This window comes from Marinomonas sp. PE14-40 (assembly GCF_051623805.1).
Classification (GTDB): Bacteria; Pseudomonadota; Gammaproteobacteria; order Pseudomonadales; family Marinomonadaceae; genus Marinomonas.
In genome coordinates this window covers 2,224,354-2,247,593 of record NZ_CP130700.1, presented here as the reverse complement: position 1 = coordinate 2,247,593, position 23,240 = coordinate 2,224,354, and the positions used below count along the sequence as shown (strand labels likewise).

Genomic DNA, 23,240 nt, shown 5'->3' with positions numbered 1-23,240 from the left:
CATCGCACCTAGTTCATTGTTTATTGCTTAGTTAAGTATTCTGTTTTCCTTTTAGATTACATTTTTTTAATAAAATCATTTAAAATCAGTATGTTAAGTTATCCAGATGGTTTTGAAATGAATTCTGCTTCAATAAAATTTATTCTCTGGGTGCTTATGTTTTTTTATCTTCTTATAATAAAACATCTAAACTGATGTTTTATACTGGGGCCTTTGTAAGGCTATCCATGCCTTGCTACTTCTTTAAAAAAAGAAAGAAGCGCTTAATGACAATAAGTGATGCTAATACTCAAAATATTGAAAGGCGTATTCGTTATTATCTAAAACAAAATACACCTTTTATTACTCCTGATAATGCTAAATTGATAGGTGATTTCAAAAAAGAAAAGCCTAGCGCTTATTATTACGACCTAAAGCAGTACCTTTATTATTTTTCGAGCGATCTGAAGTTTAATCATAGGTTTGGCGATGAGACGTATTTAGAAGATTATCCTTATATCGTTAAAGCTAGGCCTATTGAAGGGGATAATAAGCATGCCATTTTGATGAATCTAGATAAGCATAGGCATTTCCAGTTTGTTGATGATCCCTACTCATTTCGCCAGAAAAAAGACATGCTAGTTTGGCGCGGTGCCGCTTATCAAAAGCATCGTAGAGAGTTTATGAAGGCGTTTCATGATCATCCTAGATGCGAGATTGGGCAAACTAATAAACCTGCGGAGGATGTGGTTTGGCAGAAAGAAAAATTAACTATTGATGAACAGCTGCAATATAAGTTCATTCTATCTATAGAGGGCAATGATGTTGCGACTAGCTTGAAATGGAGTATGTCCTCTAACTCTCTTTGCTTAATGGTTAAGCCTAAATTTGAAACCTGGTTTATGGAAGGTACGTTAGTTTCTGGCGTGCATTATGTGGAGCTTAAAGAAGACTATTCAGATCTTGATGAAAAAATGGGTTACTACCTTGCTTATCCTGAGCAGGCTGAAATGATCATAAAAAATGCCCATCAATTTATAGCGCAGTTTCAAAACCCTAAAGTGGAAGACGCTATTTCTATTTTACTTTTACAGCGCTATTTCGAATTATCTGGCCAGCTTTAGTGCTGAGTCAAAATTGATATTAGGTTTTAATTTTATGAATATTTATTGTATCCATGAACGCCTTGATAAGTATGAAAACCGAATGCTTAATATTCAAAGGCAGCTCTGTGAAATCGAAGATGAATATAATTTAAGTTGGGTCGATTCATTTCCTGCAAAAGATTTTAATCATGGTTGTTATACCCCATTTAATAATTTGCATTTATCTCGGAATAAAGCGGAGAAGTCTTGCTTTTGGAAGCATTATGATGCGCTGAAAAGAATCTCGAATAGCGATACTCATGGTTTAGTGCTTGAGGATGATGCCGCTTTTAAGTCCTCGATTGTGCGTGATTGTAAAACCTTATTAAATGCATTGGATGGAGAAGAGAATTATTACATCAATATTGAATATTGCAGCTATGATGTGCCGATTTGGTATTTAAATAAAACCTTAGTGAAAATGAAAGGTACAAAAAGGGCGGCGGGTTATTTGGTGAGCCCTTTAGCAGCGAAAAAACTATGTGATGTGATAGAAGGTTATTTAGCGAGACAAGAGGCATTTAACTACCCAGCAGACGCCTTTGTTACTTCTTGTTGGGAGCAAGCTGAGCTAAACATTTTTTGGTCTGTTAAGCCTTTAGTTTGGCAAGGTTCTAAGACAGGCCGATTTGAAAGCGATTTGTCTTTGAGAAAAAGTACCAAACACTTTTTGGTGAATGAATTTGTATAATTTTACCTCATGCCTCTAATCAACAAGGTGAGAGCAAGTTTTAGAGCTAAGATTAAAGATAGAATCATAGGTTGGGTTTAACACTTTTCTCTTTATTTAGGTTTGAACATTTCTAGTTACATAGAGCTAATCATCTAGTGCTGATGAGTTAGCTCTTCCTTTTAGCACTCTCCTAGTACTCTCTCTAGCTGCTTTCTAATTTACTTATAGTTATTGCTTATTCGATACAAAAACAATATCTGGATGTTTTGCTTTAAAGGCTCAGTTTTTAATGATCACTTATTTTTTTGAATGATAGTAACAACGATGAGTGGTTAAGGATGAAGATGAAGTATCAAATAATACCAATTAGATCTGAATTTTTAGATAAAGTTAGAGTTGAAGGGCTGGATGATCAAAACCAAGCGGTTGAGATAATAACGGCTTCTGGAGGTGAACCATGTCGAGATGTTTTTAGATGCGCTAAAGCTGGAGAAAAGCTGATCTTAGCCAGTTATTGTCCCTTTAGTGTATCGGGTCCTTATAAGGAGTATGGGCCAATATTTGTACTAGCGAATGCGAGTAATGAAGTCACTGATGGTTTGAGTTTGTCTTATCTGAGTAGTGAACAGGCCAGCTATTTAACGAGCCCATTTGTATTAAAAGCCTATTCTAAACATGAGCGAATACTAGATGCTAAGCTAACCAGTATAGAGGATGCAGAGGCAAATCTTATTGATTACCTCTCTATTGAAGGTGCCTCTTTTGTGATGGTAAGGTATGCGGCTTATGGATGTTTTAGTTTTCGGGTAGAACGTTTAGTTTAAAGGTTTGGCTAGTTGCCAGTTTAGTGCTTTATTGTCTTAAATAGCTTGCTTTAAAGTGTGACGAGTTTTCGCTTTTTAAGATAAATTCTTTAGACTTTTAAAGGAACGTATTTTAGCTATCACAGATTAGCAAGAGTAGAGACATTAAGATGCTGCTAAGCTGACTAGGTTTGAAATTTTGATTGGATAGGGCAGAATAACAATTTAAATATTGTGGTGATGATAGGGATAGCATTATCTAAGTGACACAACTAGGCTAAAGGTGTGGGGAGAGCATCGACAGTTTTAGAAAGGGGCTAGATTCCATGCACTTGCGCTTGTTATTTCTTGTATTTATCTTGTTGAGCTGTTTTGTTCGTGCGGACCCCCATTTAGAATTAAGAGTCGTTACAGAGAACTTCCCTCCATATAATTTTGAAGTTAAAGATAAAGCAGAGGGTGTGTCGAGTGAAGTTGTTTTGGCTGTGCTTGAGCATGCAGACCTTGATGTCGATATTGAGTTCCTTCCTTGGCCTCGTGCGTATAGAACCGCTCAGATTGAACCTAATACTTTAATCTATTCCATTGCCCGTATACCAGAGCGTGAGTCCATGTTTGTTTGGCTTGGTACTATCGCGCCTTATCGAACGTCTTTTTATAAACTAAAATCGAATACGGATTTACATATCCATTCCTTTGAGGATGCCAGAGCCCATAAAATTGGCGTTTCTCAGGAAGATGCCATCAAAATGTATTTGGAGAACCGTGGCTTTAAACACCTAGAGGTCGCGAATGCTGATCAGTTTGTTGTGCGTATGCTGATTTATGGACGCATGGAATTAATTGCTTATGATGAGGCCTCTCTTCCTTATCAGGTGAAGGAAGCTGGGTTGGATCTCGATCTGATTGAGCGGGTACTTAGGATCGAAGATTTATCCGAAGAGTTATATCTTGCTATGCATCCAAAAAGTGACCCTTTGTTGATCCAAAGGCTAAAAGAAAGTCTCAAGGCCATTAAAGAAAGTGGCCAATATCAAAAAATTCTGTCGCGTTATTTTCCTGAATAATCGACTTTTACTCCCAAAAGCTGAAATAGGTCTATGACTTATAAACGGTATTTTTCGAAATCGCTTAGAGTTTGTTATCTTAATTTTTGGATTAATACATATTATTTATGGCTCTTCCTTATTTATTTCGCTTATTGCTGGTTTATCTCTGTTTTTTTAATGCTTATATCTGTTTTAATAAGCAAATAAGATTTTATTAGGAAAGAAGTATGTTGGTGTCAGGCTATAAAAAGGAACTTTTGATTGTAAATGATCAGCCAAATATGATGGCTGAAATTACGAAGCTGGACAGTGACGAAGGTATTGCAGAGATTGTGTGGTCTATGGCCATATATGACTTTAATCAGCAAAATATCACAATGGAAACAATGGATTACGCCATGGCGGCAAATGACATTAAGGCCTTATGTCAGTCTCATTCTGATTCGGTTGGGCTAGAAGGTAGTTGGCATATTATCGCTGGCTTTAGCTCACTAGGTATGAGCAGTTTAGGCGAAGGGCATTTCCAATCCCCTAATACTAGGGCACATGTGACAATTGATAATGCGAATAGCTTGAATCCTCTGATCTTAAATTTTCAAGTCGTGGGCATCTTATTAAATAGCTAGGTAAACGGCTAATAATCCCCATTTCTGCATGTGAAAAATGCCAGAGATTTAACACGAGAGTAACTGTTTAAAAGCCACCACTTCTCATCAAGCGATGGCTCTTTTCTTGATACTTTATTTAGTTAACTTCAAGTAATTCAACATCAAATATTAGGGTAGAACCAGGTGTGATTATGCCTGCTGAGCTTTCACCATAGGCAAGTTCACTAGGGATAAATAAACGACGTTTTTCACCAACTACCATGAGTTGAACACCTTCTGTCCAGCCTTTGATCACTTGATTTAATCCAAATGAAATCGGCTCTCCACGATCAACAGAACTATCAAAAACACGTCCATCTACTAAAGTGCCATGATAGTGCACTTTGACTTGGTCCGTGGCTTTTGGGTGCACATCACCTGTGCCCTGTTGCAGTATTTTAAACTGCAGGCCTGAGTCTGTTGTTACAACATCTGGGTCTTTTGCATTTTCAGCTAAAAAAGCGCTACCAGCACTGGCATTTTCTATGGCCAGTTGTTTATTTTTCTTGCTCTTGTTAAACCATAAAAAGGCAAGGGCAACTATGATCACGAGTAGGATAATTTTAGACATAGGCTTAACTCAAAACACCATAAAATAAAGGAATGAGCACTTTATCTGGGTTAATGCTTTTGCTCAAGGGTGAATTTAGTTCTTCCTCAGGAAAATAGGCGTTTACACCCATTCACTATCACTCTTAAAATAGCGTCATATTATCTTTATAGACTCTCTAAGCATAAGCTTTGTAAAAAGTTATCAGGCGGATAAGTATGGCCCGATAAATGCTTTGTTTTAGTGAGTATGAAGAATCTGAATTAACCATGAGTAGGACAGATTAATGGAAGCCTTAAAGCAGCAAATAGTGGCAGAGATGCGTGTTCAACCTAGCATTGATCCGGATCAAGAGATAAGTCGACGTGTAAACTTCATTAAAAGCACACTAAAAGCATCTGGCATGAAAGTGCTCGTGCTAGGTATTAGTGGTGGTGTTGATTCGTCTTTATGTGGTCGTTTATGTCAGTTAGCTTGTGAAGAATTAGGTGATGAATATAAGTTTATTGCTGTGAGGTTACCTTATGGTGTTCAGGCAGATGAAGACGACGCTCAATTAGCTCTCAGCTTTATTAAACCAGATATATCTTTAGCGATAAATATTAAAGCGGGCACGGATGGTATTCATGAATCTGTGATGGCAAGCGTAGCAGATGCAGGAATGGAAGCACCGAGTGACTTTAAGCGAGACTTTACCAAAGGGAATTCTAAAGCCCGTATGCGTATGATTGCTCAGTATGAAGTCGCTGGCATGTACAACGGACTGGTACCTGGAACCGACCACAGTGCAGAAAATATTTCTGGCTTTTATACCAAACATGGAGATGGTGCTTGTGACCTTGCGCCTTTGTTTGGTCTTAATAAACGCCAAGTTAGACTGCTAGCACAAACCTTAGGTGCGCCAGACTCTGTTCATGGCAAAGCGCCAACAGCGGATCTTGAAGACGATAGACCGCAGCTGTTAGATGAGGTCTCTTTGGGCGTTACCTATGATGAAATTGATGACTTTTTAGAAGGTCGTGAGGTGAACGCTAAAGCAGAAGAAACTATCTTGAGCAACTATTTAAAAACTCGTCATAAGCGTGATGATATTCCAACCCCTTAGGGAAAAGGCGTAAAGAGGGTAAAATTAGTGTCAAACTAATTTGCCCTCCATCCTTGGCTTTTGCGGTTTGCTAATGCCAGTGTTATGGTCTGTTTTCGTTATTTAATTCTGCTTTATCAATACAAGGAAATTAGTTTGAAAGCTCTTGTTTTACCTCGTTTAAAGTCGCTTCTAATCGGAGCTGTTAGTGGTGTTTTGTGCTTATCTTTTAGTGTAACTGCGCAAGCTGAAGGTGCTTTTTTAAGTATTGATGAGGTAGAGACGGAAACAGGATTTTATCAGCCTGATTTCTTGTTAGAGCTAGGTTATGGGCCTGATATGAGCCATGTTGAAATTGGTATGGACTTTCAGAAAGAACAAAGCATGGGCTTTGCTGGTTTGTATTTCTCTCGAACTGAATATGATATGACAGCGACTGAAACTGCGACTATGACAGCGGTTGGTATTCGTGGTTTGAAATACAGCTCGCCTATTAATGATACGGTTGGCGCTGATTTGCACTTAGGCATTAATCAAACCAAGGCCGGTAATTATGAAAGAACAGGAATAGAGTTCGCCTTAAGTTTTTATGAAAGCATCAATGATTCAACGTCAATGATAATCGGTTTTAGCTTTCGACCTGAGTTTCTTGCCTTTGACTGGAATGAAGGTGTCATTACCGAGTCTGGTTATGAGTTAGGTATTAATCATCAGTTCTCACCGCAATTAAATTTGTTTGCTAAGTATTATTATGAGAACTTGTGGCAAGATAACTTTACCTCTGACCGCATCAATGATGGTGCTATGTTAGGTGTTAATTATCTTTTCTAGATAAATTTAATTGCCCACTACTAGAAAAAACTCTTTGCTTTTTTCTAGCTAAAGAGAAACCGTTATTGGCACCTGAAATAAGGTTTAAGGTAACGGTTTTTTTATGCCCTTAAATTCTCCCTTCCAGTCTACTTTCTAAGACAAGCCTTGATCCCAAATCGGTGTATCACCGCCTATTTCTTGTTGAAGAAAATCAATAAAGACTCTGACCTTGGTGGCTAGGTGTTTACGTTCTGGAAAAATAGCATAAATACCATGGATAGGTTGAGGGTAGTGAGTGAGCACTTGAGTTAGCTTGTTTCTTACAAGGTCAGGTCCGACGATAAAGGTTGGCATATTCACTATGCCAAGCCCAGCGATAGCTGCATCATGCAAAGCGTCAGAGTTATTGACGCGATAATTTCCCTTGGGAGTCACCTTAATAAACTCATTCTCTTTTTTGTCTGCTTTTTTATGAAAAAGCCAATCTTGTCCTGCTCGAAAATATGAGTAATAAAGGCAGTTATGATCATTTAAATCGTGAGGCTTTTGCGGTGTTCCGTGTTTGGCTAAATAAGCCTCTGATGCACAAATCACACTGCGACAAAGGGCTATCTTCTTCGCGACTAGACTGGAATCCTCTAGTTGCCCTATACGAATACCAATATCAAAACCTTGCTTGATAAAGTCTTGGCGTTTGTCATCCATTACCATTTCAATTTGAATATCTGGGTAAAGCGCGAGGAAGGTTGGAATTAAGTTGCTGACATAAAGTCGACCAAAGGTCATGGGAACACTGATCTTCAGCTTTCCCTTTGGTTTAGCTTGTAGCCGACTCACCGCATACTCTGCTTCTTTGGCTAGGCTAATTGCTTGGCTAGCATAGTCATAATACTCTTCACCTGCTTCTGTTAAGGTCAGGCTGCGGGTGGTGCGATTAAATAGGCGTACACCTAAATCACTTTCGAGTTGGCTAATACGTTTACTGACAGCCGATTTAGAGGTATTGAGCTGTTCTCCAGCTTTGGAGAAACTGCCTGCTTCTACTAAGGCAACAAATATAGGTAAGGTATTAAAGCTCGACATAGGGCACCAAGATAAAATCAATATTGTTGAGATTATAGCAACAATATATCTCATTAAATCAGTATTGTTTGTAATAGATCTGAACTATATACTGCATTTTTTGAGGAGTAAGATGTTAATGAAATATCAATGGCTTTTGTTTGATGCCGATGAAACCTTATTTTCTTTTGATGATTTCGCAGGCTTAAAAAAGCTATTTATTGGCTATGATGTACAGTTCTCTGAACAGGATTATCATGAGTATAAGCAGGTCAATAAACCTTTATGGACAGCCTACCAAGAGCAAAGGATCAGCGCACAAACACTCAAAACAGAACGCTTTAACCTTTGGGCTGAAAAGCTAGGGGTCAGTGCGAACGAACTCAACTCGGGCTTTTTGAATGCAATGGCTCAAATATGTGCACCACTGCCCGGTGCCGTTGCCTTACTAGAAAGCTTATCAAGCCGAGTTAATATGGCCATTATTACCAATGGTTTTACAGAGCTACAGCAAGCAAGGCTAGAGAATACGGGTTTAAAGCATTATTTCCAAGATGTGGTTATTTCTGAACAGGTGGGTTTAGCAAAACCAGATGTGGCTATTTTTGAGCATACTCTGGCTAAATTGAATCATCAGGATAAGGCCTCTGTGCTCATGGTTGGGGATAACCCACACTCGGATATATTAGGAGGAATGCAGGCAGGGATAGATACCTGTTGGCTGAATCACCATGCCAAACCTGTCCCTGACAATATTGAACCAACCTATGAAGTCGCTAATCTAGATCAGTTAAGACGCTTGTTACTTGATAATGCTTTAATCAAGACTGAATGATAATGACATTAAAAACGCCCTAACGATTAGGGCGTTTAATTTAAGTGTATATCAGTGTTTATGAAGGGCTGCTTTAGTCTTTATTCATCGAATTAATTTTGTGAATAGATAAGTCGGCGCCGTTAAACTCATCTTCTTCGCTTAGACGAATACCCATGACAGCTTTCATCACGCCATAAACGATAAAACCACCAATTAGCGCTACGGCAATGCCTGCCATTGTACCAATGACTTGAGATGCAAGGCTGACACCGCCTAAACCGCCAAAAGCTTGGCTGCCAAAAATACCTGCAGCAATACCACCCCAAGCACCACAAATACCGTGTAATGGCCAAACGCCTAGTACATCATCTACTTTGGTCATTTTTTGCTGGATAACAACAAATAGCCAAGTGAAAAGAAAGCCTGCAATCACGCCAGTGAAAAGTGCGCCAATTGGGTGCATGACATCAGAACCAGCACATACAGCGACTAAACCAGCAAGTGGACCATTATGAATAAAGCCTGGATCTTTCTTGCCGAAAACCATCGCACTCAAAATACCACCTACCATGGCCATTAGGGTGTTTACAGCAACTAAGCCACTGATTCCATCAAGAGTTTGAGCAGACATGACATTAAAGCCAAACCAGCCTATACATAAAATCCAAGCCCCTAATGCAAGGAAAGGGATATTGGATGGGGCAAATGCCATCAGTTTACCGCCGCGCATTCTGCCATTACGTGAACCTAATAGCATGATGGCAGCTAACGCAATCCAACCACCGACACCGTGAACGACGACAGAGCCTGCAAAGTCATGGAAGCCATAGCCAAATTGATTTTCAAGCCAAGCCTGGAAACCGTAATTGCCATTCCAAATGATACCTTCAAAGAATGGATAAACTAAGCCAACTATCATGGCTGATGAGATTAACATGGGGTAAAACTTGGCTCGTTCCGCCACACCGCCAGAGATGATAGCTGGGATAGCAGCAGCAAATGTCATCAAAAAGAAGAACTTAACGAGTTCATAGCCATTGTTCTGTGCCAAGGTCTCAGCACTGGCAAAAAAACTTACGCCATACGCTACTTGGTAACCTACAAAGAAATAGACCACAGCAGAAACACCAAAATCTGTCATAATTTTGACTAAGGCGTTTACTTGGTTTTTGTTTCGTACCGTTCCGACTTCTAAGAAGGCGAAGCCTGCATGCATGGCGAAGACCATAATGGCGCCAAGTAAAATAAATATAGTGTTTGAACTTGAGACCAGTATCTCAACAGCACTGTTAATAGGTGTCATAGGGTTTCCCTTGCTTTATTTCGGTGCACAAAAAGTATTTTTGCACTTATTTTTATCGTTTTTGTTTTGGTTTGGTGCGCCTTTATTGTTTTGGTGCACTCTGGAGCATATTTTGCAATTAGTGTGCCCAATGTTCTTTTTTGGTGCTTCCTTAGTGTTTAATGCTTGTTGCTAGGGCGTCGTTTAAAAAAACTGGGGTAAATGAAGAGATATTGAAAAAAGGAATAAAAGCAGGCTCTTGAGTTTGTTAAGCTGGTTGTCTTAATAAGTTGGTGAGGTTAATGGATGTTGTTTGGACATGTGTCCCAATTACTGAATCGAGCGACAAGTAAATCTGTTAAAGCATGGTTGCCTAACTATGGTGTTGCTTTTGTTGTCCTGCTTTTAGGGATTCCTGTGGCGAATTATTTTGCTCAACAACAAGGCATTAATAATGCTAAACGAATTGAATTTGATTTAAACCTTCAATTACAGAATTATCAGAAGCGACTTCAAGATGAGTTTCGTTATTATGAATATGCACTGACTGACCTACAGGCATTGGTAAATAGTGTCGAAAACAACATACTAACGCAGCAGCACTTTAAAAAATTTTCAAAAGCAAAAAATTATTCTCGAGAGTTTCCCAATATTACTAGCTTTGGCATCGTCAGGTTTGTGCCTCGAAATGAAAAACGTCCTTTTGAAAAGTGGATGTCTGAACAGCTTGGTAGCAAGTATATTATTACCCCAGCAGGTGACGATGCAGAAAACTATTTCGCGGTGCAATATACCAATGCGCCTTTAGACCAATCTATGCAAGGCTATAATTTTGCTTTTAATGCAGTGAGTCATGAGTCTGCTCTGAATGCGGCTTTACGCAATAACTTTCAAATAACGCCCCCTATCTTTTTTAAGAAAACTGCTTCAATTGATGAAAGGGGCTTTCTGATTTTCTTTCCTATGTATAAAGAGTCCCGTTATACACAGGTCAATGAGTTTAGTGAAAAGGACTTAATCGGTTGGAGCTATGCCAAATTCTTAGGTAAAAATCTCGCACAAGCGATTGGTATCAAATCAGGTTCTTTAGCATTTAGTATGCGTGATGTTACTAACTTGAATGACCAAGTGTTTTATCAACAAACGGTGACTAATCCCACGCATTATAAAGTAAGTGCAGATCTTAATTTTTATAATCGTAGCTGGCATATCGAACTAATCGCAGGCCAAGATTATATTGAAGCTATGCATCTAGTCGATGAAGACAGCGTACAAAAGACAGTGCTAGCAGGCGCGTTTCTTTTTTCTGCAGTTATCTTCTTTTTAATCACTTCCTTAACTAGGCGTCGCCAGGTTGTACGCCAAAGTATTCGCCTTAACTCAATTTTAACCAGTGTAAATGAAGCCATTATCAGCCTAGATAATGATGATTGTGTATTAAGCTGGAACCCAGCGGCAGCCTTGCTTTTTGGTTATAGCGAAGAGGAGTCTTTAGGGCGATTCTTGCCGGCTATGATATTACCGAATGATAAGTGGGCCGAATATGATATGGGTAAGGGCTTTATTGAAAAGGGTCAATCTTACAATATCTTGGATACTCAAAGGCTGCATAAGGATGGCCGCTTGCTCTCGCTAGGTTTGCATGTAACGCCTATGATAGACAGCAATAATCGCCCTATGGGAATGACGATTGCGGCGGTTGATATTAGCCATATGAAACGAGCAGAAAAGGCACTGCAGCGTTCTAATGAAGAGCTAGAAGAGGTGGTTAGGCTTAGAACAGAGCAGATGAAGTCGGTGCTGAATTTACAGTCTGGCATTCTAAATAGTACTGCTTTTGCTGTAATTGCCACGGATCTAGAGGGCTTGGTGACTTTTATCAATCCAGCGACTAAGTATTTATTCCAATACACAGAGCAGGATGTGATAGGCAAACCAGACAGTGTGCTATTTGCCGACGAGTTAGGGGTTGATTACCCCACTTATTATAGCCAAGGGTCTCAATTGGCTAGGTATATGAAGCGCACCTTGATTGAAAATGAGTTATTACATAGAGGTAAACAACATAATAACCATGAAGATCAGGAAAGAATTTTTTTACGTAAAGACCTTAGTCAGTTTCCCGGTAATTTAAGTGTTAGCTTGATTCATAATGATCAAGGGGAAAACATGGGCTATCTTGCCATAGTGACGGATTTAACCAGGCAAAAGTATTTAGAGTTTGAATGGCAGTTGGAGAAAGTGTCTACTCAAGCAACCTCAGATGCTGTGTTCTGGATGAACGAAAGAGGTGACATGATTAAGGTTAACCAAGCGGCTTGCCAAGCCCTTGGCGTTGAGAGCCAAATGCTACTTGGTCGTAAGTTATTTGATATCTTTCCTGACCACTCTTTTAGCTGGTGGCAACCTTATCAAATCGAATTACAGAAATCGAAAAAGGTATGGTTTGATACCAGCTTTGTAAATAATCAAGATGAAGAAATGCATGTGTCTGTTAATGCCAACTTGATTTATCTCGATGGTAAAGAATACGTTCACCTTGTTGCACGAGACATCAGTGATAGACTGAAAAAAGAGCATGAATTAGCTCGAGCAAAAGACAGAGCTGATATCGCCAGTGAGGCAAAATCAAGCTTTTTAGCAAACATGAGTCATGAGCTAAGAACCCCAATGAATGCGGTAATTGGCTTGCTAGAATTGGTCAAGAAAACGTCTTTATCACCTACCCAGTCTGACTTTATTGATAAAACCCAAGTAGCGGCTAATTCTCTGCTAAAAATACTTAACGATATTTTAGATTTCTCAAAAATAGAAGCTAACTCAATGTTGATTGAGAAGCATGAGTTTGAACTTTCAAGCTTAATTGATGAAATGGCATTGATACTGTCAGCAAGCTTAAATAATAAAGAGATAGAAGTATTATTCGATATTGATAAAGGTTTGCCGAACAAGGTTCAGACAGATGCCCTTAAGTTAAAGCAGATACTATTAAACTTAGGCAGTAATGCGATTAAATTTACGCAATCTGGCCATGTATTAATAAGCTTAAAAATGGTGTCTGAAAGAGAGCTCGCTATCTGTGTAGAAGATTCTGGTATTGGTATGAATACGGATCAGCTAGAGCATATCTTTACTGACTTTAAACAAGCAGAAGCCTCAATTAATCGACGCTTTGGGGGAACCGGCCTTGGGCTTGCGATTACAAAGAAACTCATTGAGTTAATGGGCGGGACGATTCGAGTAGAGAGTCAGGTTGGCAAGGGAACCTCATTTCATGTGTTGTTACCTTTGCAAGTTCATCCAATTCAACGGGAAACCTTGGTGCCTACATCTCTACAAGAACGTATTCATAAGGTACTTATTGTGGATGATGATGAGCGCTCTATTAGTGTGCTCGAACAGCAAATGGATCAGTTTGATTGCCAGATAGATTCAGTCAAAACTGGGTTAGAAGCTATTGCAAAACTCACGAGTGTGAATGATTACGACTTCGTTATCCTCGATTACAATATGCCTGCTTTTAATGGTTTAGATGTGATTGAGCAAATACATCAACTAGACAATACATTGATGCCAGCTTGTTTGTTAATGGTAACCGCATTTGATCAGCAAAACTTGTTAGAGAAAGCCTTGGTGTTAGACAATTATCGAGCGATTACACTGGATAAGCCTGTCACTAAAACGGCATTGCTGAAGGCACTTAAGCGTCTCTTCTTCACATTAAAAAGTGTTAAAAAAGCAGATTTACTCGAAGTGAATTATCTTTCTGAAATGGATTTAAATACCTTTAAATTAGCTAAAACGAATCAAGAAATTTGCGACATGTTGGCAGATGATTATGCTTACCTTGATGATTTAGCAGGTGAAGATAAAGCGTCTCTAGTCGGAACCAATTTGTTATTAGTTGAAGATAACCCAATTAATAGTCTTGTGGCGGCTGGTTTACTACAACATGCTGGTGCAAATGTTGTATCGGTGGCGTCTGGGGTCGAAGCATTATCTTATTTGAGCCAAGAGAATGAAATCAATTTGATCTTGATGGACATACAAATGCCAGATTTTGATGGTTATCAAACCACCTCTGTTATCCGAGAGGAATTAGCATTAACACTGCCTATAATTGCCATGACAGCCAATATTCAATCAGAAGTCATTGAGCATTGTTTAGCTGTCGGTATGAATGCCCATGTGCCTAAGCCATTCGATTTACATCATCTTGTGGGCACGATTCAAAAAATGCTAGAAGCTGAGACAGTAGAAGAATAACGATAAAGCAGAAGAATAAGAGGCGTATCATTCGCCCCTTATTCTAATTTGTACTTGGTCTGTGCTTATTCGACCTGTACTTATTAGTGCTGACTTGTCACAGGTAGGGGAAGGTTTTGTTGAGGCTTACCTTGGCCATTTAAGCTTGCCAAAAATAGCGCTTGGCTTGCCTCATTGTCACCTAATGCATTGAGTAAACGACCTAAATCTGAGATAGCTTCAGATGTCGGTTGAATATCAATAGACGATTGGTAGTAGTCTCTGGCTTTACCCCATAGTTGTTGCTTCTGACTAAGACGACCACAGGTTAGTAATAACTCTGAGCTATCTCCATGCTTACCTAACCAAGATTCAGCTTGTTGTAGCGCCTTCTTAGCGTTCTTATGGTCAATTTGGCCGTACACAAGCACAAGTTGATCTGACCAAAGTTTGTTTAGACACTTACGGATAAAGCTTTCTGATTTGGTTTCATCCCCAAACTGCGTCATCGCCTTAGCATAGGTAATACGCATGCTCTCATCATCTTCTAAACCATCTAACTTTTGCCAAACAGATTCTATTGTTTTAAGAATGTCGTCGTGACTATGGCCTTGTAAGGACTTATGAGTAAAGTGCTCAAGTAGGGCGTTAAAGGCCTTTTTCTCTAGATCCAGCATATTGCTGTCATTAAGGATGCCTTCTTTTTTAAGCATTGGTGTTAGGTTTAACAGCGCTTGCCAGTCTTCTAAATGGCTATAAGCTTGCACTAACATTTTCAGTACTTGTCTATGTTTTGGCTGAATTTTATGAAGGCGAAGCAAGGTTGCTAAAGCACTTTCAAAATGGCCTTGACGCATTTGAATCTGGCTTTGGGCAAAACTGATGGCAAACTCGGCTTCAGGAGAAGAGCGATGTGCCTCTCGTAATAAGGTTTTGGATCTTTCGTGGGCATCCTGTTCACTGGCAGCATAAGCTGCTGCAATGTGATTAATGAGAGGGTAGGAAACATTATTGGCACTCTTGGTCAGAAGCTTCTCAGCCTTAGACCAATTACCGCCTACCAGTTCTAATAGGCCTCGAATTGTATTTCGAGATGCGCGTTTTTGATGCATATTGCCCGTTAATTTAGCGAGTGAGCTACCAGGCCTTAAACTGGCAAATAAAATACGTTTCACCCAACTAAGAACAAATAGCAGTACCAAGATAAAACAAGCAAATACCCAGATACTCGTCTCTAGTGTGATGTTGCCATAGGATAGCAGTACATAGCCTGTATCCTGTTTCATCAACAAGCCTAAGGTACCGCCAGCGACTAAAACCGAAACGATAATTAGGAATAAACGTCTCATAGGCTAGTCTCCTGTTCAGAGGTAGCTGGTGCTTGGATAATGGCTTCTTCTACCGTATCAGCTTCTGTAGCTGTAGGCCCTGACGTGTTTGTCCCTCCAGTATTTGTTTCTGCGGCACTTCCATCTGAGGGAATAATTACTTGTTGGTTCGAGCTCTGCTCTGTTTGAACATCCACTGAAGGCGTTTGTGTTTCTGGATCAGGCGTTGGTAATTCTTCTTTTTTCACTACAGCAGCTTGGTCTTCGACTTGCGCTTCTGTTACAACCTCTGTGCTTTTAGGGACAACTTTAATGAGCTCTGGCACGTCCTGCGCTTGAGGCTTAGCAACTATGTCTTGCTCTTGTGTGATGCCTAATGTTTCAGCCGGCGCTTGAATCGCAAGGCGATTATTCCTACCTGTACCGTTCCAGTTTTGCATTAAGTCTTTCATGCTTGCTAAAGAACCGCGAGGTAAAGGCAGTTCTGGCGAGACATTAATTTGTTGCAATGCTGTTAAGCTGGTTAGATAGCCTGATACTGCTGCTGAATCAATATCAAAGTGTTCATTAATTGCATTGGCAATATGCTCTAGTGCGATCTGATAAACACTGCTTTCTTGTTTCATTAGCGCGAGCTGAGCCACATTGACCTGTAGCTGAATACCAGTAATGAGTTGTTGATATTCTGTGGGGGGTAATAATGGCTTAATGGGTTTGCTGTTGTAATTGATGACAACTAAAGATCTAAGGGTTTGCCAAATATCCTGTACTAAGACTTTTGCATAACTGCCTTCACCTGCTTCATTCGTATCTGCAGGTGTCGTTGGGGTTGTATTTTGACTAAATAGCTTACTTGGTTCTTTTTGCGGTAGGCTATTTACGAGAGAGGAAAGCGCATCTAACTGCAGGTAAACCCCTTCTAAATCGAAAGAGCGAGTCGACTTAAGGGCTTGAATATCTTTTGCGAGCGCGCGCCTAGTATCAAATAGAATAGGATCTTTCATCTCTGCAAGAATAGTATCCGCGCTAACTAATAACTGTTCAGCCCCATTAATGTCTTTCTCCATTAATAGTCGCTGATTTGCTAAGCGTACTAGGTATTCGGCTTCGGCTAACTTCCAATCTTCTTTACTTGTGTTCTTTAAACGGCTTAGCTGTTTACGTACCGAAGTGATTTCAGATCCGAGTTTGGCACTGTTTTCTTGAATGTTTTGACCGTCAGTTTCGAGCTTTTTCAGTGCGGGAATCACTTTACTTAAAGAAGACTGAATAGGTGCAACTTGCGCCACCGCTTGGGTTTGTTGCGCCAAAATGGTTTCTAGCTTGGCGTTGCTTTGACTAATACGATCTAGTTTTGTGTCGTATTCTTTTAATTCTGCTTGATAAAACTGCCAACCACTTAGACCAAAAGCCCCTGCGCTCAGTAAAAGGGTGGCATAAATTAGGCCACTTTTGGCGTTATTTGTCGTGCTGGCTGGCGTTTGTTTCTTGGGCGTCATATTTGTGTCTTGTTTTGGTGTTTGACTAGTTGTGGCTGACAAATCCTGATCTAACTGCGTATCTGTATCTTCTGCGCTTTTTTCTTTGTTTTCGATTTGGTCGGCCATCTATGAGTCCTATAACTGAGTTAGGGTGGCGTATAAGCTGTCGTCATCGGCACCGTTTGCGTTAACGACATTTTTCCAACCAAGTTGTAGAGCTATATCCGTTACTCTTTGGCTGGGGGTGATTATTAGCTTATTAAACCAGTTTGTATCATGTTGGGAGAGGGTATCAACCAGATTTTCTAGCCCTTCACCACTTGTAATCAATATTACTTCACAGCTTTCGGCCTCGGCAACCTGTTCTGCTACATAGTCAATCTTATTTCGAGAGTAGAGGGGAAGATGGTTAACTTGGGCGCCGCGCTCTATAAGGCTTTTCTCTAACTTACTGCGCCCACCTTCGCCAGCCATGATTAAAATCTTTTGACCTGTAACATTATGCATGCAAGCTTGATTAAGGAGCTCTTCTGAGGTGTGTCCTGATTGGTCCATGGTTAAGGCTTGAATGCCTAAGTCAGTGCCCAACTCGTTTAAAAAATGACTGGTGCCTTTACCTATGCCTATCCAAGTAATACCAACCGGTAGCATTGGCCAGCAATCTTCTATCCATTCAACCCCATGGCGTACTGCATTCTTACTAATAAAAATAACCTTGTCATAAAGGTCTAAATCGAAGATTTGAGATTGAATGTAGGCTTCTTGATCTGTTAAAGCAGCAATTTTCATCATGGGTAAGGGTAAGGTATTCGCGCCCCATTGCTGAAATCGCTCACAACTAACTTGGTTCTCAGGCTGAGGACGTGTAATTAAAATGTGTTTGCCAGATAGTTGCATTGAATGCCTTTAATGTATCAATGGGGTAACTGACTTTGCCAATTACCCCATTTAGTTAGAACAAAATATTGCTTAGTCTTTATTAATTTCAGCAAGCAGAGTATCGGCACCTGCGTCGATCAATTTTTCGGCTAGTTGTACACCTAAAGCATGAGCATCATTTTTAGAACCGCGAATCTCATCACGTAAAATGACAGATCCATCCACAGAGCCAACCAAACCTCTTAAATACAACTCATCACCTTCAAGTATTGAAAAAGCAGCTATAGGTGCTTGGCAACCACCGTTTAGCCTTTCATTAACAGCGCGTTCTGCAGTGACTCTGTAGTAAGTCTCTTGGTGTTGTAGCGGTGCAAGCAGTTTTATCATGTCCGTATCATCGCTACGGCACTCGATCCCCATAGCTCCTTGTCCGCCTGCAGGTAAGCTATCAAGATCAGAGATACGTTCTTTGATACGATCTGTCATTTCAAGGCGCATTAAACCTGCTGTGGCTAATATGATTGCATCATATTCTTCATTATCTAATTTACGTAAGCGCGTATTAACGTTACCTCTTAGGTCCTTAATAACAAGATCAGGGCGAGCAAGGGCAAGTTGAGACGAACGGCGTAGACTTGATGTGCCCACAACTGCACCTTGTGGTAATGCTGCTAGGTTATCGTATTTGTTAGAAACAAAGGCATCAGTGGGATCTTCTCGCTCGCAAATAACCGCTAAACCTAAACCTTCAGGGAAAGCCATAGGTACATCTTTCATTGAATGCACGGCAATATCCGCGCGGCCTTCTAGTAATGCATGCTCTAGTTCTTTTACAAACAAACCTTTGCCGCCAATTTTAGAAAGCGGTGAGTTTAAGATTTGGTCACCTTTGGTTGTCATGCCCAGTAACTCAACCTGTGTATCTGGGTAAAGTGCTTCTAGAGAGTCTTTAACATTATTAGCTTGCCAAAGGGCTAGCTGGCTTTCACGGGTGGCGATGATGATTTTATCTTTCACTAGGCATCCTGACATTGATAGAGAATGAATGTTAGAAGAATTAAAAAGCCTCTAACTAAATTGTGACCATGATACTAAGAATGAGTCTAAGCGTCATCCTTATGGTGCTTTATATGTGGTCTTGGATCAGGTAATCTTGCAGTCTTTAAAGCTAGCCTTAAATTACTATGTGGGAAGGAATAAATGACTGACACGAATAAAGCCACTAACCAGCAATGGGGTGGACGTTTCTCTGAGCCTGTTGATGCTTTTGTAGCACGTTTTACTGCATCGGTTGAATTTGATCAGCGTATGGCTGCTCAAGATATTCAAGGTTCTGTTGCTCATGCGAAAATGTTAGCCAGTGTGGGCGTGCTAACTGACGCAGAACGTGACCAGATCATTCAAGGTTTAGCTGAAATTAAAGAAGAAATTGAAAAAGGTGAATTCAATTGGTCAATTGAGCTTGAAGATGTGCACATGAACATTGAAGCTCGCTTAACGCAAAAAATTGGTATTACAGGTAAGAAGCTTCATACAGGCCGTTCACGTAATGACCAAGTTGCGACAGATATTCGCCTTTATATGCGTGATGAAGTTGACTTTCTTTTAGAAGAACTAACACGCTTACAGCAAGGTATTTTAAGTCTGGCAGAAAAAGAAGCTGATACCATAATGCCAGGTTTCACTCACTTACAAACTGCGCAACCTGTTACTTTTGGCCACCATTTAATGGCTTGGAATGAGATGGTTCAGCGTGACTATGAGCGTCTTTTAGATTGTCGTAAGCGTATCAACATCTTGCCATTGGGCGCGGCTGCGCTTGCTGGAACGACTTATCCAATTGATCGTAATATGACGGCTGAACTACTTGGTTTTGAGCGTCCTACTTATAACTCGCTTGATTCTGTAAGTGATAGAGATTTTGCGATTGAGTTTACCTCAACAGCGGCTATCATCATGATGCATATGTCTCGCTGGGCGGAAGAAATGGTGCTTTGGGTATCGGCTCAATTTAACTTTATTTACCTACCAGATCGCTTCTGTACCGGTTCTTCTATTATGCCGCAGAAGAAAAACCCAGATGTACCAGAGCTAGTACGAGGTAAAACGGGTCGTGTTTATGGTCACCTAATGAGTTTGTTGACCTTAATGAAGTCACAATGCTTGGCTTACAACAAAGATAACCAGGAAGATAAAGAGCCTTTATTTGATACGGTTGATACCTTAAAAGGTTCACTGCGTTCTTTCGCTGATATGATCCCTGCGATTGAATCTCGTAAAGAGCACATGTATGAAGCGGCGCGTCGTGGTTTCTCTACTGCCACTGATCTAGCTGACTATTTAGTAAGGCAAGGTGTTGCTTTTCGTGATGCTCATGAGATTGTTGGTAAGGCGGTTGGTTTTGGAGTAGAGCAAGGTCGTGACCTTTCTGAAATGACGTTAGAAGAACTGAAAGGTTTTGGTGACATGATTAAGGCGGATGTGTTTGACGTTTTAACACTAGAAGGCTCTGTGGCTGCCCGTGATCATATCGGTGGTACTGCACCTGCTCAAGTACGTGCTGCGGTTGCTCGAGCTCAAGCTGAAATTGCTAAGCGTTAATTAAAGTGCTAATAAATTGGTATCTCTTAACCCTTATTAGGATAAGATGATACGTTATTTGAAAAGCCAGACTTATGTTTGGCTTTTTTATTGGAAAAAGGCTAATAAAGGTTTGTAAGCACAATGTTTGTTATGTCAGAATGCTGAAAATTACTTCAATAAATGGAATGAATGAAATGAGAGTTTCAAAAGTTTTAGCGATAGGTTTATTGGCACTATCTCCACTTTCAGCCATGGCTAATCCCGGTTGTGGTATAGGTGCGGAAGTTTGGGAAGGTCAAAAAGGATTGTTTTCTCATTTGTTCGCAGCATCAACAAATGGCACTTTTGGTTCAGGCTTTAGTTTGACATCGGGCACATCAGGCTGTGACACCTCTAAACCAATTGTTGCTGCAACAATCTTCATTGATCAAAATATGGAGCAAATTGCAGAAGATATGGCGATGGGTGAAGGAGAAGTTGTTTTCGCATTAACTGAATTACTTCAAGTGCAAGAAAAAGAAACTTTCATCAACTTGATGCAAGAAAACTTTGATCAAATCTATACTTCTGACAGCATGAGTGCAGAAGAAGTTATGCAGAACATCCAAGGTGTTGTTGCTGCCTAACTTGTCTAAAGCGTAGTTAAGGAACTCAATAGTCGACTTCCCCTTTTGTTTGACTATTGAGCGACTTATGTTTTTATGGCTTAACTTCTGACTAGCCTTACCCCTTTCTGTAAATACCTCCTCAACACAGCTGCCTCTTAGGTCGCTTCTGATCTGATTAATAAAGGAATGAAAAGACATTATGGTGCGTTTCACCTTATTAAAACTTTCGTTAGTTAAGGTTTTACTCTTATTTTCATTCGTCTTATCTAGTGCTTTAAGTGCTAATGAACATTCTAGAGTTGAGCCCTCTTTTGAGTCTTTGCAAAAAGATAGCTTACGCCAAAAGCTTATTCAAAAAGCCCTTGATCAAAATTTGTATCTTGCCCCTAGGTGGAACAAGTTATTGCATTACAAGCCAGACTGGCAAAAAGGCTATGAAAGTATTGTTGATGATGGCGATTTTTTTATATCTGACGAGGGTAAATTTAAGCCTGAACTCGAACTCGTTGCCAACATCGAATTGTTGTTGAGTGAGCAAGAAAAAGATAAAGAATCTGCCTGTCGTTTTCCTGCTAGAAACCGTTTTTTATACGAGGCGCTAGCCCTAACGTTAAGCGAGCAGGAGAAAGGCTTATTAGTAGAGACAGGTTTTGATGGAAAATCATCTTATTGTCAGGAGTATTTGGTTTGGCGAAATGAGAATCCAGTAAAGCAAGCTTGGCTTATTTTTCCTACCGCTTTTCTGAATAGCCCATCGTCCATGTTTGGCCACACTTTGCTACGTTTAGATTTAAAAGGGAAATCCACTCTTTTATCTAAATCAATTACCTATGCTGCTCATGCTGAGGATGATCACCATGGTGCTATGTATGCGATAAAGGGGCTTTTTGGCGGGCACCCAGGCTACTTCTCTATCTTGTATTATCATAAGAAAGTTAAGGAATATACGCGTACTAATAATCGCGATATATGGGAGTATCAGCTTAATCTTAATGAAGATGAAACTGATTGGATTATAGCTCATTTATGGGAGTTGCAAGAGGTAAGGTTTGATTACTACTTTTCGACACAGAATTGTTCTTACCAGTTATTAGCTGTCCTAGATGTCGCTAGGCCTGAGCAAGATTTAACCGCCGAGTTTGATTACTTGGCGATTCCGGTTGATACCATTCGTGCCTTAGAAAAACGAAACTGGATTGAAAAAAAGCAATTTAGGGCGTCTGAAAATCGTTTGTTTTACAGCTATCTTGAGCATTTAAATCAAGTTGAAAAAGACTTGGTGTTAGACCTACAAGAAAGCAGTTATAACCAACTTGCTGAGCAAATAAAGTCATTGCCACGTGATAGGCAAAGATTAATTCTAGAAGCGGCTTATAAGCTAATTACTCTAAGAGAGAAAGAGGCTAAGGATAAGAAAAAACGTTTAGGCCTTCCTCTTCTGAGAGCAAGGAGTAAGTTGGGTAAATCAAGTGTGGCATTGCAAATCACTCAACCTGTGGCGCCAGAAAAAGGGCATTTAAGTCAAAAGTTGGGGCTAGGTTTTGTAAAGACCAGCGAACAAAATAAAGGGGTGTTTGATTTAAAGTTAACCCTTCATAGTCTAGATGATCCGGTTTATGGTTTTGATAAAGGCTCACAGATTAACTTTTTACAACAAAGAAGTGTATTTGACGAAAATGACATCAAACTTGAACAATTTGATCTGCTCAATATTCGATCTTTGACGCCTTCTGATCGGTATTTAAGTAATACGGCTTGGCAGGTGAGTACAGGATTAGAGCGGCATCTTATGCCAGATCATAGTCGTAGACTTAATAAGCAAATTGTTGCAGGTTTTGGGCGTAGTTGGCGTTTCAATCAAGTCGATATTTATGCATTATTTGGTGGGCAATTAGAAGGTTCGAACGAGTTTCAAGATTACCTTGAGTTCGCTCCTAAAATCGATGTTGGATTGTTATTGCAAAATGATACTTATACGAGTGAATTACATGCGACTCAATATCGTTTCATTAATGCAAAGTTTAATCGTATGAAGTTACGTTGGACGGGGAGTTGTGCTTGGCAACAAAACCAAAGCTTTAGCCTTAATGCTGAACGTGAAGAAGTATTAGGGAAGGCTAACTTTCATCAGTTATCACTACAATATAACCATTTTTTCTAAATGAAATTTCATATCTTAAAAATTTCATAGGGTAAAAAATGTGAGTGAATT

General features: G+C 39.9%; 19 protein-coding genes. 12 read left to right on the top strand and 7 right to left on the bottom strand.

Annotated features, from left to right (window positions below; translation table 11 throughout):
* The first annotated feature begins 266 nt into the window (after window positions 1–266).
* From Q0A08_RS10245 to Q0A08_RS10225, 5 genes are all read left to right on the top strand, one after another.
* Window positions 267–1,103: a glycosyl transferase family 90 gene (locus tag Q0A08_RS10245; protein WP_438466935.1), complete on the top strand. Its 837-nt coding sequence runs from the start codon at window positions 267–269 to the stop codon at window positions 1,101–1,103.
* Between the two features lie 34 nt (window positions 1,104–1,137).
* A complete protein-coding gene (locus Q0A08_RS10240) occupies window positions 1,138–1,815 on the top strand; it encodes a glycosyltransferase family 25 protein (RefSeq protein ID WP_438466933.1) in 678 nt (225 codons plus the stop codon).
* A 326-nt stretch (window positions 1,816–2,141) separates the two neighbouring features.
* Complete coding sequence (locus tag Q0A08_RS10235) at window positions 2,142–2,621, top strand: DUF1203 domain-containing protein (protein WP_438466931.1); 480 nt, start codon at window positions 2,142–2,144, stop codon at window positions 2,619–2,621.
* Between the two features lie 305 nt (window positions 2,622–2,926).
* Window positions 2,927–3,667, top strand: coding sequence for a substrate-binding periplasmic protein (locus tag Q0A08_RS10230; RefSeq protein WP_438466929.1), 741 nt, complete (start codon window positions 2,927–2,929; stop codon window positions 3,665–3,667).
* Between the two features lie 209 nt (window positions 3,668–3,876).
* Window positions 3,877–4,275 carry a hypothetical protein gene (locus Q0A08_RS10225; RefSeq protein ID WP_438466927.1) on the top strand — a complete coding sequence of 133 codons (399 nt, stop codon included), beginning with the start codon at window positions 3,877–3,879 and terminating at the stop codon, window positions 4,273–4,275.
* A 118-nt stretch (window positions 4,276–4,393) separates the two neighbouring features.
* Here the strand turns inward: Q0A08_RS10225 and Q0A08_RS10220 are convergent, their stop codons facing one another.
* Window positions 4,394–4,867: an FKBP-type peptidyl-prolyl cis-trans isomerase gene (locus Q0A08_RS10220; RefSeq protein ID WP_438466925.1), complete on the bottom strand. Its 474-nt coding sequence runs from the start codon at window positions 4,865–4,867 to the stop codon at window positions 4,394–4,396.
* 265 nt (window positions 4,868–5,132) lie between these two features.
* On the opposite strand from Q0A08_RS10220, the gene nadE reads away from it, so the two are divergent.
* Both nadE and Q0A08_RS10210 read left to right on the top strand, forming a co-directional pair.
* Window positions 5,133–5,951, top strand: coding sequence for an ammonia-dependent NAD(+) synthetase (gene nadE, locus Q0A08_RS10215; protein ID WP_438466923.1), 819 nt, complete (start codon window positions 5,133–5,135; stop codon window positions 5,949–5,951).
* A 135-nt stretch (window positions 5,952–6,086) separates the two neighbouring features.
* Entirely contained in the window at window positions 6,087–6,761 is a 675-nt protein-coding gene (locus tag Q0A08_RS10210; protein WP_438466921.1) for a hypothetical protein, read from the top strand.
* Between the two features lie 135 nt (window positions 6,762–6,896).
* Here the strand turns inward: Q0A08_RS10210 and Q0A08_RS10205 are convergent, their stop codons facing one another.
* The gene (locus Q0A08_RS10205; RefSeq protein WP_438466919.1) at window positions 6,897–7,826 is read right to left on the bottom strand and encodes a LysR substrate-binding domain-containing protein; all 930 of its coding nucleotides are present in this window, start codon (window positions 7,824–7,826) and stop codon (window positions 6,897–6,899) included.
* Between the two features lie 118 nt (window positions 7,827–7,944).
* On the opposite strand from Q0A08_RS10205, the gene yjjG reads away from it, so the two are divergent.
* Complete coding sequence (gene yjjG / locus Q0A08_RS10200; RefSeq protein ID WP_438466917.1) at window positions 7,945–8,640, top strand: pyrimidine 5'-nucleotidase; 696 nt, start codon at window positions 7,945–7,947, stop codon at window positions 8,638–8,640.
* A gap of 73 nt (window positions 8,641–8,713) precedes the next feature.
* Here the strand turns inward: yjjG and Q0A08_RS10195 are convergent, their stop codons facing one another.
* Complete coding sequence (locus Q0A08_RS10195; protein ID WP_438466915.1) at window positions 8,714–9,925, bottom strand: ammonium transporter; 1,212 nt, start codon at window positions 9,923–9,925, stop codon at window positions 8,714–8,716.
* Between the two features lie 285 nt (window positions 9,926–10,210).
* Here Q0A08_RS10195 and Q0A08_RS10190 point away from each other — a divergent pair, with 285 nt between their 5' ends.
* The gene (locus Q0A08_RS10190; protein WP_438466913.1) at window positions 10,211–14,170 is read left to right on the top strand and encodes a PAS domain S-box protein; all 3,960 of its coding nucleotides are present in this window, start codon (window positions 10,211–10,213) and stop codon (window positions 14,168–14,170) included.
* An 83-nt stretch (window positions 14,171–14,253) separates the two neighbouring features.
* On the opposite strand, the gene Q0A08_RS10185 is transcribed toward Q0A08_RS10190, so the two are convergent.
* The 4 genes from Q0A08_RS10185 to hemC all read right to left on the bottom strand — a co-directional run bounded on the left by Q0A08_RS10185 (window position 14,254) and on the right by hemC (window position 18,854).
* Window positions 14,254–15,498 (bottom strand): heme biosynthesis HemY N-terminal domain-containing protein, encoded by a 1,245-nt coding sequence (locus Q0A08_RS10185; protein WP_438466911.1) that lies wholly within the window; start codon window positions 15,496–15,498, stop codon window positions 14,254–14,256.
* On the bottom strand, window positions 15,495–17,084 hold the full coding sequence (locus tag Q0A08_RS10180) for a uroporphyrinogen-III C-methyltransferase (protein WP_438466909.1): 1,590 nt from the start codon (window positions 17,082–17,084) through the stop codon (window positions 15,495–15,497). Before Q0A08_RS10180 ends, Q0A08_RS10185 begins: the two co-directional genes overlap by 4 nt.
* 9 nt (window positions 17,085–17,093) lie before the next feature.
* A complete protein-coding gene (locus Q0A08_RS10175; RefSeq protein ID WP_438466907.1) occupies window positions 17,094–17,855 on the bottom strand; it encodes a uroporphyrinogen-III synthase in 762 nt (253 codons plus the stop codon).
* A gap of 72 nt (window positions 17,856–17,927) precedes the next feature.
* The gene (gene hemC, locus Q0A08_RS10170) at window positions 17,928–18,854 is read right to left on the bottom strand and encodes a hydroxymethylbilane synthase (RefSeq protein WP_438466905.1); all 927 of its coding nucleotides are present in this window, start codon (window positions 18,852–18,854) and stop codon (window positions 17,928–17,930) included.
* A 183-nt stretch (window positions 18,855–19,037) separates the two neighbouring features.
* Here hemC and argH point away from each other — a divergent pair, with 183 nt between their 5' ends.
* From argH to Q0A08_RS10155, 3 genes are all read left to right on the top strand, one after another.
* Entirely contained in the window at window positions 19,038–20,438 is a 1,401-nt protein-coding gene (argH, locus tag Q0A08_RS10165; protein ID WP_438466903.1) for an argininosuccinate lyase, read from the top strand.
* Between the two features lie 176 nt (window positions 20,439–20,614).
* Entirely contained in the window at window positions 20,615–21,046 is a 432-nt protein-coding gene (locus tag Q0A08_RS10160; protein ID WP_438466901.1) for a DUF3015 family protein, read from the top strand.
* A gap of 181 nt (window positions 21,047–21,227) precedes the next feature.
* Window positions 21,228–23,189, top strand: coding sequence for an Lnb N-terminal periplasmic domain-containing protein (locus Q0A08_RS10155; protein ID WP_438466899.1), 1,962 nt, complete (start codon window positions 21,228–21,230; stop codon window positions 23,187–23,189).
* Window positions 23,190–23,240: the final 51 nt, after the last annotated feature.

Excerpts from the sequence above, each read along its gene's own strand:
- Q0A08_RS10245 (WP_438466935.1), top strand. The coding sequence starts at position 267 with ATGACAATAAGTGATGCTAATACTCAAAATATTGAAAGGCGTATTCGT.
- Q0A08_RS10240 (WP_438466933.1), top strand. The coding sequence starts at position 1,138 with ATGAATATTTATTGTATCCATGAACGCCTTGATAAGTATGAAAACCGA.
- Q0A08_RS10235 (WP_438466931.1), top strand. The coding sequence starts at position 2,142 with ATGAAGTATCAAATAATACCAATTAGATCTGAATTTTTAGATAAAGTT.
- Q0A08_RS10230 (WP_438466929.1), top strand. The coding sequence starts at position 2,927 with ATGCACTTGCGCTTGTTATTTCTTGTATTTATCTTGTTGAGCTGTTTT.
- Q0A08_RS10225 (WP_438466927.1), top strand. The coding sequence starts at position 3,877 with ATGTTGGTGTCAGGCTATAAAAAGGAACTTTTGATTGTAAATGATCAG.
- Q0A08_RS10220 (WP_438466925.1), bottom strand. The coding sequence starts at position 4,867 with ATGTCTAAAATTATCCTACTCGTGATCATAGTTGCCCTTGCCTTTTTA.
- nadE (WP_438466923.1), top strand. The coding sequence starts at position 5,133 with ATGGAAGCCTTAAAGCAGCAAATAGTGGCAGAGATGCGTGTTCAACCT.
- Q0A08_RS10205 (WP_438466919.1), bottom strand. The coding sequence starts at position 7,826 with ATGTCGAGCTTTAATACCTTACCTATATTTGTTGCCTTAGTAGAAGCA.
- yjjG (WP_438466917.1), top strand. The coding sequence starts at position 7,945 with ATGAAATATCAATGGCTTTTGTTTGATGCCGATGAAACCTTATTTTCT.
- Q0A08_RS10195 (WP_438466915.1), bottom strand. The coding sequence starts at position 9,925 with ATGACACCTATTAACAGTGCTGTTGAGATACTGGTCTCAAGTTCAAAC.
- Q0A08_RS10190 (WP_438466913.1), top strand. The coding sequence starts at position 10,211 with ATGTTGTTTGGACATGTGTCCCAATTACTGAATCGAGCGACAAGTAAA.
- Q0A08_RS10185 (WP_438466911.1), bottom strand. The coding sequence starts at position 15,498 with ATGAGACGTTTATTCCTAATTATCGTTTCGGTTTTAGTCGCTGGCGGT.
- Q0A08_RS10180 (WP_438466909.1), bottom strand. The coding sequence starts at position 17,084 with ATGGCCGACCAAATCGAAAACAAAGAAAAAAGCGCAGAAGATACAGAT.
- Q0A08_RS10175 (WP_438466907.1), bottom strand. The coding sequence starts at position 17,855 with ATGCAACTATCTGGCAAACACATTTTAATTACACGTCCTCAGCCTGAG.
- argH (WP_438466903.1), top strand. The coding sequence starts at position 19,038 with ATGACTGACACGAATAAAGCCACTAACCAGCAATGGGGTGGACGTTTC.
- Q0A08_RS10160 (WP_438466901.1), top strand. The coding sequence starts at position 20,615 with ATGAGAGTTTCAAAAGTTTTAGCGATAGGTTTATTGGCACTATCTCCA.
- Q0A08_RS10155 (WP_438466899.1), top strand. The coding sequence starts at position 21,228 with ATGGTGCGTTTCACCTTATTAAAACTTTCGTTAGTTAAGGTTTTACTC.